Below are 12,072 nucleotides of genomic sequence, written 5' to 3'. Positions count from 1 at the left end.
GAGACCGCTATGAGCCGCGACAGCCGTTACCTGGAAGCCGTCCTTCACCACGACATTCCCCTCACCCGGGAGATGGGTCTCAAGGTGCTCGACTGGCGACACGACCAACTGCAGCTGCACCTGCCCTTGCAAGCCAATATCAACCACAAAAGCACCATGTTCGGTGGCAGCCTCTACTGTGGCGCCGTACTGGCAGGCTGGGGTTGGCTGCACCTGAAGCTGCGCGAAGCGGGGATAGAAGACGGTCATATCGTGATTCAGGAAGGGCAGATCAGCTATCCGCTGCCGGTGACGCAGGATGCAACGGCCATTTGCGCGGCGCCGGAAGAAAAAGTGTGGAAGCGTTTCCTGGCGACGTACAAGCGTTATGGACGGGCGCGGTTGGCGCTGCAGACATGGATTGTGAATGAGGGCAGTGAGGAGCGTGCAGTGGCCTTTACCGGCCAGTACGTCCTGCACCGCTAGCAGCCATTACATAAAATAAAAGTGGGAGCTGGCTTGCCTGCGATAGCGGTGGATCAGCCAATACCTGTATGACTGACACTCCGTCATCGCGGGCAAGCGATGCTCCCACATTTTGCTCTGCAGTGATCTTAAGATCTGGCCAGGGTCAACAGGCGCTCACGCCATGCGGCCTTGGCTGGCAGCGCCAGAAAGAACGGGTTCAATAGCGATTCCCGCGCCGGGTAGCTGAACGGCTGACCATTCAACTCCAACACTTCACCTCCCGCGCCTTCCAGTACGCCCTGTGCCGCAGCGGTATCCCACTGTGAGGTCGGTGCCAGGCGCGGATAGCAGTCAGCACTGCCTTCGGCCAGCAGGCAAAACTTCAACGAGCTGCCGATATTCGCCAGCTTCAGCGCGCCCAAACCTTCGCTCAAGCCATCCAGCAGGCGTTCCTGCTCAGGGCTGGTATGCCGACGACTAGCGACCACAGTAAAGGCTTCGCCCACGGCCGGGGTCTGGCGTACCTGGATCTGCTTGGGTGCGGCCTTCACATCTGAACGCCATGCCCCAAGGCCCGCGCCACCGAAGTAGCAACGGCCAGTGGTCGGCATCGACACTACGCCGAACACCACGCGGCCCTGTTCGATCAAGGCAATATTGACAGTGAATTCTTCGCTGCCGGAAATGAATTCCTTGGTGCCATCCAATGGGTCCACCAGCCACCAGCGCTGCCACTGGGCACGCACGCTCAGATCGATATCGGCGTCTTCTTCGGACAGTACCGGAATACTCGGATCGAGCGCGGTCAGGCCCGCGAGAATCAGATGGTGAGCGGCCAGATCGGCAGCCGTCACCGGCGAATCATCCGCTTTGGAGGTCACGGCTACATTGGCGCGCCAGTAGGGCAGGATAGCTTCGCCGGCCTGGCGGGCCAGCTCAATCACGGGGGCGATAAACGGGTGGCCTAAAAACAGTTCGCTCATGCGTTGAACGCTCCACGCTGGGTCAACAGATCGCGTACCAGGTACAGCGCGGCAAGCGCTCGGCCCTCGCTGAATTGCTCGTTTTGCGCAAGCGCAGAAAGCTCCCGCAGGTTGACCCTGTCCACGCGCATCGGCTCAGGCTCATCGCCCTCCAGGCGCTCTTCGTAAAGGTCGGTGGCCAGTACTACCTGAATTTTCTGGCTCATATAGCCCGGCGATAACGACAGCTCGGTGATGTGCTCCAACTGCCGTGCGCCATAGCCAGCTTCTTCCTTGAGCTCGCGGTCCGCCGCCGCCAGCACGTCCTCGCCGGGCTCGATCAAACCTTTGGGCAAGGACAATTCATATTCGTCAGTGCCACCGCAGTATTCTTCGACCAGCAATGCATGATCCTCGTCGATCATCGCCACAATCATCACCGCGCCGTAGCCCGCGCCGCGCCCCACCAGGCGCTCGTAGGTCCGTTCAACGCCATTGGAAAAGCGCAACTGCACTTCCTCCACGCGGAACAAACGGCTACTGGCGACTATTTCGCGGGCGAGGACGGTGGGTTTCTGGCGCATAAGCGGCTCCTTGGCGTGATCGGGTTACTATACCGTGGCTTTTCCGATTGTCTGTGTCGGATATCTTTACTTACATGAGAACGCACCATGCCCTCTTTGCCCTGGCACGCCATCGACACCGTCCTGCTGGACATGGACGGCACCCTGCTCGACCTGCATTACGACAACCATTTCTGGATGGAACATCTGCCCCACCGCTACGCCGAACTGCACGGCGTGAGCCGGGCCATGGCCGAAATGGAGTTGCAGCCGTTGTTTGAGCGTAACGCCGGACAGTTGCAATGGTATTGCCTGGATTTCTGGAGCACTGAACTGGCGATCCCGGTGCGCGAACTCAAGTTGGAAACCGCCCACCTGATCGCCCTGCGCCCGGATGCCGATACTTTTCTGAAGGCGATCAAACAGGCCGGCAAGCGCGTGATCATGATCACCAACGCTCATCGTGATTCGCTGTCATTGAAGTTGGAACGCATTGAACTGGCGCCGTATTTCGAGCGATTGATCAGCTCCCATGATTACGGTTTTCCCAAGGAAAACCCACAGTTCTGGGAAGCGTTGCAAGCCGATATCCACTTTGACCCGGCCCGTAGTCTGTTTATAGATGACACCTTGCCGATCCTGCGCAGTGCCCGGGATTTCGGCGTGGGGCATTTGCTGGCAGTCAAAGAGCCTGATAGCAAGAAAGGCCCGAAGGACACCGCAGAGTTTGCGGCAGTAGAGGATTACCGCGATCTCATTGTCGGGCTCTGAACCCATGTGGGAGGGGGCCAAGCCCCCTCCCACATTTTGTCCTGCGTATTACTCAGGGATACGCAGTGTCTGGCCTGGATAGATTTTGTCCGGGTGCGACAGCAGCGGCTTGTTAGCCTCGAAAATCTTGTTGTACTGGTTGGCGTTACCGTACACCGCGAGAGAAATCGCGCTGAGTGTGTCGCCCTTTTTCACCACGACGAAGCGAGCCGCGGCAACTGCAGGGCCGGTGACAGTGATCTGGTCATCTACGCTTGCCACGCCAGCAATGTTGCCCAGTGCCAAAAGGATCTTTTCTTTCTCTTCCTGGCTCGCCACTTCACCAGTCACAGTGACCTTGTCGCCATCCACCGTGGTCTGCACGTTTGGATTACCCAGGCCCACCTTGCTCACATGCTCCTTCAGCTGCTCACTCGCATTCGCATTACCCGGCGTCAACAGGTCGACAATCTTTTCGCCGGCTTCTTTGATAAAGCTAAAAATACTCATGGTGCGCTCTCCTTGGGATTTAATTTCCAGATGCCCAAGACTAGACCAGTCCAGCAGACTTGGGTTCCAAACCGGCTAAAGACTCAAAAGTATCCAGATCCGCCGTCCCTGGAATAAGCCCCCGGCGAAATGGGCGGGAACCTTGATCGACGCCATCTATCAATACATCAATACTGGCAATTAGACGCGACCCTTTGTCGCGCCTAGTCTGAACACTGATCAATCCGTCGGTGGTACTGCCCCATGAACGCCAAGCGCCCAACCTGCGCGGCGCCCGCCCTTGAAACGCCCGCGCCCGCCGCCAGCCAGAGCTACCAATACTGCAATCTTGAACACACTGAAGTCGGCAGCACTGCGTTGGCCGAAGAGGTGGCGTTGGCCATTGCCTATAACGATATCAGTCAGGCTGTCATGTTGGTCACACCGACTGATCTTGAGGATTTTATCGTCGGCTTCAGCCTCGGCAGCGGCATTATTGCCGACGTTAGCGATATTTATGATCTCAAAATCAGCGGCGCGGGCTCCGCTCAGTATGCTCAGGTACAGATTTCCAACCGGGCCTTCTGGAACCTCAAGCAGCAGCGCCGCCAATTGGCGGGCACCAGCGGCTGCGGCCTGTGCGGTGTAGAAGCGGTTGAGCAGGCCCTGCCCGACCTTCAAGTGCTGCCCGGCGCGCCCTTGCCGCCAGCGCAATGGCTCGACGGCCTGCGCCAGCGCATCAGTGCGTTCCAACCGTTGGGCCAGTACAGCGGTGCAGTGCACGCAGCGGTGTTTATGAACGATCAAGGCGAATTGCTGTTGGGCCGTGAAGACATCGGCCGGCATAACGCCTTGGATAAATTGATCGGCGCGTTGATCCGCCAAAAGATTCAGACCGACGGCGGCCTGGCGATTGTTACCAGCCGCTGCAGCCTTGAATTGATCCAGAAAGTCTTGCGTGCAGGCATCCAAACCCTGGTCAGCCTGTCGTCGCCCACCGGCCTGGCCTTGCAATGGGCGCGCCGGCATAACCTCAATCTCATCCACCTGCCGCAGAAAAGCGCGCCACGGGTCTACAGCCCAGCGATGGAGCACCAGCCATGAGCCTTCACCACCAAGCCGACCAAACCCCGACTCCGCGCTACAAGCCTTATAAAGGCCCGGCCGGCGGCTGGGGCGCCCTGATCAGCGTGGCGCAAGCCTGGCTGACCAGCGATAACGCGCTTAAAAACCTGCGCATGATGCTCAAGACCAACCAGAACGGCGGCTTCGACTGCCCGGGCTGCGCCTGGGGCGACTCGCCGGAAAGCGGCATGGTCAAGTTCTGCGAAAACGGCGCCAAGGCGGTCAACTGGGAAGCCACCAAGCGCCGCGTCGATGCAGCCTTCTTCGCCAAGCACAGCGTCACAGCATTGCTGGAGCAAAGCGACTATTGGCTGGAATACCAGGGCCGCCTGACCGAGCCGATGCGCTATGACGCACAAACCGACCGCTACACCCCCATCAGCTGGGATGCGGCATTTGACCTGGTCGGCAAGCACCTCAACGCCTTGCCCAGCCCGAACATGGCCGAGTTCTACACCTCGGGTCGCGCCAGCAACGAAGCCGCCTACCTGTATCAGTTGTTTGTGCGCGCCTACGGCACCAACAATTTCCCGGACTGCTCGAACATGTGCCACGAAGCCAGCGGCGTAGCCCTGGCACAAAGTGTGGGCGTGGGCAAAGGCACCGTGACCTTTGACGACTTCGAACATGCTGACGCTATTTTCGTCTGGGGCCAGAACCCCGGCACCAACCACCCGCGCATGCTTGAACCGTTGCGCGAAGCGGTGAAGCGCGGTGCCCAGGTGGTGTGCATCAACCCCCTGAAAGAGCGCGGCCTGGAGCGCTTCCAGCACCCGCAACATCCGCTCGAAATGCTCACTAACGGCGACAAGCCGACCAACACTGCCTACTTCCGCCCGGCCCTGGGCGGCGACATGGCGATTCTGCGCGGCATGGCCAAGTTCCTGCTGCTGTGGGAACGCCAAGCGCTGGCCGAAGGCAAGGAAGCGGTGTTCGACCATGACTTTCTCAATGAGCACACCGCCAACGTTTTGGAGTATCTGGGCCAGATCGACGACACCTCATGGGAAGAAATCGTCGAGCAATCCGGCCTGCCCCTGGTCGAGATCGAGCAAGCGGCGCGCATGTACGCCAAAGGCAAGAACGTGATCATGTGCTGGGCAATGGGGATTACCCAGCACCGTCACTCGGTGCCGACCATCCAGGAAATCGCCAACCTGATGCTACTGCGCGGCAATATCGGCCGCCCTGGTGCCGGCCTGTGCCCCGTGCGCGGTCACAGCAACGTGCAGGGCGATCGAACCATGGGCATCAACGAGCGCCCACCGGTGGCGTTCCTTGACGCGCTGGAGCGTCGTTTCCAGTTTCAGGTGCCGCGAGACAATGGTCACAACGTGGTGGAAGCGATTCACGCCATGCTCGAAGGCCGCTCCAAGGTGTTTATCGGCCTGGGCGGCAACTTCGCCCAAGCCACGCCTGACAGCCCGCGTACCTTCGAAGCCCTGCGCAATTGCGACCTGACCGTGCAAATCAGCACCAAGCTCAACCGCAGCCACCTGATGCACGGTAAAGACGCACTGATCCTGCCGTGCCTGGGCCGTACTGACATCGACATTCAGGCCGACGGCCCGCAAGCGGTGACGGTGGAAGATTCGTTCAGCATGGTCCATGGCTCCAATGGCCAACTGCAACCGCTGTCGGCGCTGATGAAATCCGAGCCCGCGATCCTCGCCGGAATTGCCGCCGCCACCCTGGGCAGCACACCGGTGGACTGGAACTGGTTGGTAGCCGACTACGGGCGCATCCGCGACCTGATCGCCGACACCATCCCGGGCTTCAAGGATTTCAACGAACGCATCAAGCACCCAGGTGGTTTTTACCTTGGCAACTCGGCCGGTGCACGTCGCTGGAACACGCCGTCGGGCCGCGCCAATTTCCGCCCTAACATCCTGCCCAAAGACCTGATCCACGAACGCACCCACGCCACGGGCCGGGTACCAGACCTGATCATGCAGTCGATGCGCTCCCACGATCAGTACAACACCACCATCTACGGCCTGGACGACCGTTACCGTGGCGTCAAGGGCCAGCGTGACGTGCTGTTCGTCAACGAAGCCGACATCATCCGCCTGGGCTTCAAGCCAGGGCAGAAGGCCGACATTGTGTCGCTGTGGGAGGACGGCCGTGAGCGCCGGGTGAAGGGCTTTACCTTGCTGGCGTTTGATATTCCGGCCGGACAGGCGGCAGCGTACTACCCGGAAGTGAACCCACTGGTGCCGTTGGAAAGCACTGGCGACGGCAGCCATACGCCAACGTCGAAGTTCGTCGCGATTCGTCTGGAGGCGGCGAGTGATACTGGGTTGATCATGGCGCGCTCGGCCTGACCCGGGATCTTTGTTGTTTGAACGACCGCTTTCGAGGCCCGCACAATCTCTACATATTCTACGGGCACAAAAAAGGCCGCTTTTGCATAAAAGCGGCCGTTCCGAAGTAACTAAAGACCTGTAAAAACAACTTAAGTTCCCCATACAAAACAGCAACTTAGCAAATTGTATACAACCTCTTCCGCCGGTCGGATTTCGATTGTCAGCGGCTCGATACAACCTCAGGATCGCGCCGTCATCCCCTTGAGGTTTCCCTGAATGAAGTTCTCCTCGATTCTCTTGTTGTCCCTTGGCCTGGTCAGTGGCGCAGCCATGGCCGGTGGCACCACCGAAGCCGGTGTAGGCGGCGCATTGGGCGGGGTTCTAGGTTCTGTTGTCGGCCAGCAGCTGGGCGGCAATACCGGTTCGACCATCGGCGCGGCCCTGGGCGGCGCGGGTGGTAGTGCGGTCGGCGCCGACAAGCGCAGCCGTGGCGAAGCCGCCATTGGCGGCGCACTGGGCGCAGCTGGCGGCAACGTCGTGGGCCGCAGTGTCGGCGGCAGTACCGGCGCACTGATCGGCTCGGCGGCCGGCGGTGGCGCGGGCGGTGCACTGGGCAACTACATGGGTAACGAAAGTGACCGCGACGACCGCCGTTATCGCGACCGCGACCGTGACGACCGTCGCTACTACCGCGATGGCCATCCAGGCCGTGGTCATGCCTATGGGCATCGCAAGAACAAGCACCACTACCGTCATCGGTAAGCTCTGAAGAGCACCGCAGTACTAATGTGGGAGGAGCAAGCCCCCTCCCACATGGGGTGCCGCAAGGTCAGACCACCAGTCGCTGCAACGCCTCGCGCAACATCCCCGGTATCGGCACAGGCTGGTTCGAGGCCCGATCCACAAACACATGCACAAAGCGCCCCGCCGCACAGGCTTCTTCTTCGCCTGCCTTGAACACCGCCAGCTCATACTGCACCGAACTGTTGCCCAACTTGCCCACTCGCAGGCCGATTTCAATGCGCTCGGGAAAGGCAATCGACGCAAAATAATCGCACGCCGAACTCACCACGAACCCCACCACCTCGCCGTCGTGAATATCCAGCCCGCCCTGTTCGATCAGGTAGGTATTCACCGCCGTATCGAAGAAGCTGTAGTAGGTGACGTTGTTCACATGCCCGTAGGCATCGTTGTCGTGCCAGCGCGTGGTGATCGGCTGGAAGTAGCGGTAATCGGCGCGCTGGGGCGTTGAGTCAGGCATCGGCAAGTCTCGTCAGAGTAGGTTTAATTGAGCGTGGGCCCAGTCGCGCACTTCGGCGTAGGGGTAGTCCTCCAGCGCGGCAAAACCGGGAACCCCCCGCGCCTTCAACTTGGTAAACAACGGCACGCTGATACCACCGAGAAATCGCGTCAGCCGCTCGGCACCGGGTAGCTCGCCAGTGTGCTCATGATGCCTGTGGATAAAATCGCCGCACAGCCCCATAAAACTTTTATCCACAAGTGGCGGCAGGCTTGGCGGAGGCGGCAGATACGCGACATGGCCGTGGCACACCGAACAATGCCCACAACGCTGGGGAGCGTTTTCATCACCGAAGTACTGCGCCAGGCGTTGCCCCAGGCAGTGTTCGGTGGCGAACAGGTCGAGCATGGCGTGAATCCGCGCCACCTCCGTCACTTCATGCTGCTTGAAGCCTGTGTATAACTCGGCGCTCAACACCACTGGATCAAAATCGGTGTCGAGCAAACTGTAGACCTCGGTCATCTGCTTGCTTTCCAGCTCGATCAGGCCCTGTTCCTGGAAGTAATCCAGCGCCTTCACCACCCGACTGCGCTCGGCATTGTGCTGTTGATACAGCGCGTCGAAATCCACTGTTGCCCAGGTTTTCGCACGCTTGCACACCTGGATGATCGCCGCGACAAACTGCTGCCGCTCGCCGGAAAAACGTGCGAGCAAAGCGTCGGGCTCGACCAGGTACTTGAAACGGTATTCGGCATAAAACGCGTAGCGCGGCGCGATCACACCCTTGAGTTCCAACTGCACCAGCAGCGTCTTGAGTGGCAGCTCGCGAATATTGCTGTGGTCGGACAGCGACCTGAGCAGGAACTCCCATTGCCCTTCACTGCGTGCGGCCTGCAACTCCTCGAGGACACGGCCAATGCCCTCTTGCTCCGGCGTGTCGCCGTAGACGAAATTTTCCAGCACATTGAGGCTGTCGCGATTGGCCAACACCAGGCAATCCGATGGCTGCCCGTCACGCCCTGCACGGCCGATTTCCTGGCTGTAGTTCTCGATGGACTTTGGCAGGTCGAAGTGCACCACATTACGGATATCACTTTTATCGATGCCCATGCCAAACGCGATGGTTGCGACGATGCAATTGGAACGCCCACCCATGAAACGCTGCTGGATGCCCTCGCGTTTATCGTGGGGCAGCCCCGCGTGGTAAGCCTCGGCCTGAATGCCGTGGTGGTTCAGATGCTCGGCAATCTGCTCGGCGGTTTTTTGCAAAGTGACATAGACGATGCTCGGTTGGTTGGCCCGTTCCGTCATCCATTCAACCAACCTGCGGCGCTTGTGCTGGCCGCTGACCGGTTCCACCAGCAGGTTGAGGTTGGGCCGATAGAAGCCGGTGGTCACCACATCCCCGGGGGCAATCGCGAACTTGGCCTGCATGTCGGCAATCACTTTGGGCGTGGCTGTGGCCGTCAACAGCAATGCTTGCGGGATATTGAACTGGCGCTGGTAGTCCGGCAGCTTCAAGTAATCCGGGCGGAAGTTATGGCCCCATTCGGAGATACAGTGCGCTTCATCCACCACCAGCAGCGAAATCTGCACGCTGTGCAGGAAGTTACGAAAGCGCTCGTTCTTCAAACGCTCCACCGAAATCATCAGGATTTTCAACTCGCCCGAACGCGCACGGGCCATCACATCGTTGGCCTCATCACGGCTCTGGGCCGAATCGATACTGCCTGCCGAAATGCCATGACGCTGCAGAAACCCCAATTGATCCTGCATCAACGCCAGTAAAGGCGACACCACCAGCGTCAGGTGCGGCAGCAACACCGCCGACAGCTGGTAGCACAAAGATTTACCCGACCCCGTAGGGAAAATTGCTGCTGCCGAACGCCCGGCCAGGACGGCGCTGACCGTCTCTTCCTGGCCCAGGCGAAACTGTGGATAACCAAAGACCCGCTGGAGGGTGTCGTGCATAAGGCTGTCACTCCATTGACCGCTGAACGTGGCTTAAAAACGTAGCCCAGTAAGTTCGGCGAATCGAGAAAGGTCGCAAGGAAATAAGAGACAAGATGATACACAGGCAGGGGATGGCCCAGGGCCGACGGGGAATATTGCGAAAACTCACATTGAATTAAGATCTTCGGCGGGATTTTGATACAGGTTACGACTTGGTTTTTATACTGCCTTCCCCCTGAAGCATTGCGCTACAATCACAGCCTTGCTACCCAGGAGTACGCTGCAATGAGCGAACTGACGTTTGAGCAAAAGCAGGATCATTATCACAAGATCCGCCGTTCCAATTACCTGGCCAGCCTGCGCCTGGAAGGGTTCGATACCCAACCGACCGATGTCGACAAGCCCCTGCCGACCCGCGAAGCCGTCCTGGCCAAATACCGCAATACCTCACGCTGATGCTCGACAAATACGGGGTGGGCCAGGACCCGTACTGCTACCCCGGTAGCAGCGTCCTGCGCAACCGCCTCGATTTGCTCGATGAACACCGCCTGCACGAGGCAGAGCGGGAGTTATCCGAGATTGCAGTAGGCAACCTTCCGCTTTTTCCGCCGCCCTACGACCTTGATCGTCTGCAACACATCCACCGCGTCCTGTTCGGTGACATCTACGATTGGGCCGGTGAACTGCGCAGCGTCAACATCCAGAAAGGTGAGACGCTGTTCTGCACTCCGGAGCGTATCCCGCCGGAAGCTGCAAAAATCATTCGGCATATGCAGGAAGCCAATTGGTATACCGGCGCGTCCCAGGCCGATCTCGTTCACCACATCGCTGAAGCTTATGGCGATCTGAATGTCATCCATCCCTTCCGTGAAGGCAATGGACGGGCTCAGCGGATCCTCTTTGAACAGATCATCGTGAATGCGGGATTTTCGGTGAATTGGTGGCTGGTGAAACACGCGGCATGGATACCCGCGAATATTGATGCGGTGGCGTGTGACTATCGAGGACTGGAGGCGATTTTTGAGCGGTGTATCAGTAAGCCTCCCAGAGCCTGATCGAACCGCGAACGACCAAACCATATGTTTATTGCTCGAGAACAACCTCACTTCTAAGGTTCAGCTCGTCGCTGCCAATTCAGCGACCGGGTTTGGTCACCCGAAAAACAGCAGAGACAAACGTGCCAGCTCCTCTGGCGTATTTCTTTGAATCTGTATTGGAACACTGTGATGACATCCAATCCGCCGCCCACCAGCGTATCCGCGCCGCCAGCGATTTAGTAGAAACCTTCTCTTGCCTGACCTTCGAACACGCCGACCTCAAAGACATTTCTCACATCATCAATGCGCTGTACCTGCTCGTTCAGGACGGCTGTGATTTGCTCGAAGCTACTCAACACGTGCAAATGCGACCAGCGGCCGACCAACCAACACAAAGCGATCCGCTACACAGCTAAACGTGTGGGAGCTGGCTTGCCTGCGATGGCGGCGTATCGGGCTATATTTTTTAAACCTGACGCACCGCCATCGCGGGCAAGCCCGGCTCCCACTTTTTGCCAGTTCAGCCTGCCAAATCGGTATCAAGCCGTAAACCCAGGAAACCACTGTAAGAAACCACCAAATGGCGCGTCGTCCGCTTCCCAAACTGCTTCAAACAATCGCTCGCCCTCTACGGAAATACCTTTCGCCTGAGCGAAACTAGAGCCCTCTCCAAGCTCTGTCGGCATAAATTTGTGAACATCGAAAGGACTCAATATGTCGGTCACTATGGCATCACTTTCACGGTAATTCGACTCACCGTGATGCCAAACAATCGACAAGAGCTAAAAGGCCCCCTCACCCACTCCTACGTGCCCCCACCATGAACCTGGCCCCCCACTTCCCCGAAGACCCCGTCATGCAGCAGCTCCTGCAATTGCTGCATGAAGAAATCGGTCTGCCGCAACACAAGACCATTCGCCTGCAAACCTCGCTCAACTTCGACCTTGCTTGCGATGGCGTTGAGGCCAAGCAATTCATGGAGGCACTGGAACAGGATTTTGGGGTCGACCTAAGCGACTACGACGCTTATCGTTACTTTCAGCCGCCGATGTTCGACTTATTCTTGAAGCGGCGCGCCAAAGGCCGTGGCGACAAAATACCGCTGACCATCGGTATGCTCTACCTGGCGATCAAGACCCAAAGGTGGGACACGCAGACCTTGGAAAACCTGAGCTGATCCCAAGAGCACTGAGATCCAAA

At 58.7% G+C, this 12,072-nt stretch carries 14 protein-coding genes; 9 read left to right on the top strand and 5 right to left on the bottom strand.

Annotation, left to right across the window (positions count from 1 at the left end; all coding sequences use genetic code 11):
* Window positions 1–9: 9 nt before the first annotated feature.
* Window positions 10–465, top strand: coding sequence for a thioesterase domain-containing protein (locus FW800_RS02255; protein WP_148853131.1), 456 nt, complete (start codon window positions 10–12; stop codon window positions 463–465).
* Between the two features lie 128 nt (window positions 466–593).
* Here the strand turns inward: FW800_RS02255 and cysQ are convergent, their stop codons facing one another.
* Window positions 594–1,430, bottom strand: a complete 837-nt coding sequence (cysQ, locus tag FW800_RS02250; protein WP_005783847.1) for a 3'(2'),5'-bisphosphate nucleotidase CysQ — start codon at window positions 1,428–1,430, stop codon at window positions 594–596.
* The gene (nudE, locus tag FW800_RS02245; RefSeq protein WP_005783845.1) at window positions 1,427–1,993 is read right to left on the bottom strand and encodes an ADP compounds hydrolase NudE; all 567 of its coding nucleotides are present in this window, start codon (window positions 1,991–1,993) and stop codon (window positions 1,427–1,429) included. The genes cysQ and nudE overlap by 4 nt, the downstream gene beginning before the upstream one ends.
* 87 nt (window positions 1,994–2,080) lie before the next feature.
* On the opposite strand from nudE, the gene yrfG reads away from it, so the two are divergent.
* Window positions 2,081–2,743 (top strand): GMP/IMP nucleotidase, encoded by a 663-nt coding sequence (gene yrfG, locus FW800_RS02240; RefSeq protein WP_032878397.1) that lies wholly within the window; start codon window positions 2,081–2,083, stop codon window positions 2,741–2,743.
* Window positions 2,744–2,791: 48 nt separating this feature from the next.
* On the opposite strand, the gene lysM is transcribed toward yrfG, so the two are convergent.
* Window positions 2,792–3,232, bottom strand: coding sequence for a peptidoglycan-binding protein LysM (gene lysM, locus FW800_RS02235; RefSeq protein WP_078820043.1), 441 nt, complete (start codon window positions 3,230–3,232; stop codon window positions 2,792–2,794).
* A gap of 243 nt (window positions 3,233–3,475) precedes the next feature.
* Here lysM and fdhD point away from each other — a divergent pair, with 243 nt between their 5' ends.
* The 3 genes from fdhD (at window position 3,476) to FW800_RS02220 (ending at window position 7,404) form a co-directional block, all read left to right on the top strand.
* Entirely contained in the window at window positions 3,476–4,315 is an 840-nt protein-coding gene (gene fdhD / locus FW800_RS02230; protein ID WP_446436883.1) for a formate dehydrogenase accessory sulfurtransferase FdhD, read from the top strand.
* Window positions 4,312–6,660 carry an FdhF/YdeP family oxidoreductase gene (locus FW800_RS02225; RefSeq protein WP_446436882.1) on the top strand — a complete coding sequence of 783 codons (2,349 nt, stop codon included), beginning with the start codon at window positions 4,312–4,314 and terminating at the stop codon, window positions 6,658–6,660. Before fdhD ends, FW800_RS02225 begins: the two co-directional genes overlap by 4 nt.
* A 258-nt stretch (window positions 6,661–6,918) precedes the next feature.
* Window positions 6,919–7,404 (top strand): glycine zipper domain-containing protein, encoded by a 486-nt coding sequence (locus FW800_RS02220; RefSeq protein ID WP_005783837.1) that lies wholly within the window; start codon window positions 6,919–6,921, stop codon window positions 7,402–7,404.
* A gap of 67 nt (window positions 7,405–7,471) precedes the next feature.
* On the opposite strand, the gene FW800_RS02215 is transcribed toward FW800_RS02220, so the two are convergent.
* On the bottom strand, window positions 7,472–7,903 hold the full coding sequence (locus tag FW800_RS02215) for an acyl-CoA thioesterase (RefSeq protein WP_446436881.1): 432 nt from the start codon (window positions 7,901–7,903) through the stop codon (window positions 7,472–7,474).
* A gap of 12 nt (window positions 7,904–7,915) precedes the next feature.
* Window positions 7,916–9,853: a RecQ family ATP-dependent DNA helicase gene (locus FW800_RS02210; RefSeq protein ID WP_446436880.1), complete on the bottom strand. Its 1,938-nt coding sequence runs from the start codon at window positions 9,851–9,853 to the stop codon at window positions 7,916–7,918.
* 267 nt (window positions 9,854–10,120) lie between these two features.
* Between FW800_RS02210 and FW800_RS02205 the strand changes: the two genes are divergently transcribed.
* From FW800_RS02205 to FW800_RS02190, 4 genes are all read left to right on the top strand, one after another.
* Complete coding sequence (locus tag FW800_RS02205) at window positions 10,121–10,291, top strand: YhfG family protein (RefSeq protein ID WP_003187692.1); 171 nt, start codon at window positions 10,121–10,123, stop codon at window positions 10,289–10,291.
* Window positions 10,291–10,890, top strand: a complete 600-nt coding sequence (locus FW800_RS02200; protein WP_032878403.1) for a putative adenosine monophosphate-protein transferase Fic — start codon at window positions 10,291–10,293, stop codon at window positions 10,888–10,890. Before FW800_RS02205 ends, FW800_RS02200 begins: the two co-directional genes overlap by 1 nt.
* 122 nt (window positions 10,891–11,012) lie before the next feature.
* The gene (locus FW800_RS02195; RefSeq protein WP_032878404.1) at window positions 11,013–11,288 is read left to right on the top strand and encodes a hypothetical protein; all 276 of its coding nucleotides are present in this window, start codon (window positions 11,013–11,015) and stop codon (window positions 11,286–11,288) included.
* Between the two features lie 404 nt (window positions 11,289–11,692).
* A complete protein-coding gene (locus FW800_RS02190; protein ID WP_446436879.1) occupies window positions 11,693–12,049 on the top strand; it encodes a DUF1493 family protein in 357 nt (118 codons plus the stop codon).
* The last annotated feature ends 23 nt before the right edge of the window (window positions 12,050–12,072 follow it).

The sequence above is a fragment of the Pseudomonas sp. 910_23 genome (assembly GCF_052850795.1).
Note: the sequence above shows the minus strand (reverse complement) of the source record. Positions and strands in the feature narration are given on the sequence as shown.

Coding starts and splice junctions, on each gene's coding strand:
- FW800_RS02225 (WP_446436882.1), top strand. CDS start 4,312: ATGAGCCTTCACCACCAAGCCGACCAAACCCCGACTCCGCGCTACAAG.
- FW800_RS02200 (WP_032878403.1), top strand. CDS start 10,291: ATGCTCGACAAATACGGGGTGGGCCAGGACCCGTACTGCTACCCCGGT.
- yrfG (WP_032878397.1), top strand. CDS start 2,081: ATGCCCTCTTTGCCCTGGCACGCCATCGACACCGTCCTGCTGGACATG.
- FW800_RS02205 (WP_003187692.1), top strand. CDS start 10,121: ATGAGCGAACTGACGTTTGAGCAAAAGCAGGATCATTATCACAAGATC.
- cysQ (WP_005783847.1), bottom strand. CDS start 1,430: ATGAGCGAACTGTTTTTAGGCCACCCGTTTATCGCCCCCGTGATTGAG.
- FW800_RS02215 (WP_446436881.1), bottom strand. CDS start 7,903: ATGCCTGACTCAACGCCCCAGCGCGCCGATTACCGCTACTTCCAGCCG.
- FW800_RS02255 (WP_148853131.1), top strand. CDS start 10: ATGAGCCGCGACAGCCGTTACCTGGAAGCCGTCCTTCACCACGACATT.
- lysM (WP_078820043.1), bottom strand. CDS start 3,232: ATGAGTATTTTTAGCTTTATCAAAGAAGCCGGCGAAAAGATTGTCGAC.
- fdhD (WP_446436883.1), top strand. CDS start 3,476: ATGAACGCCAAGCGCCCAACCTGCGCGGCGCCCGCCCTTGAAACGCCC.
- FW800_RS02190 (WP_446436879.1), top strand. CDS start 11,693: ATGAACCTGGCCCCCCACTTCCCCGAAGACCCCGTCATGCAGCAGCTC.
- FW800_RS02210 (WP_446436880.1), bottom strand. CDS start 9,853: ATGCACGACACCCTCCAGCGGGTCTTTGGTTATCCACAGTTTCGCCTG.
- nudE (WP_005783845.1), bottom strand. CDS start 1,993: ATGCGCCAGAAACCCACCGTCCTCGCCCGCGAAATAGTCGCCAGTAGC.
- FW800_RS02220 (WP_005783837.1), top strand. CDS start 6,919: ATGAAGTTCTCCTCGATTCTCTTGTTGTCCCTTGGCCTGGTCAGTGGC.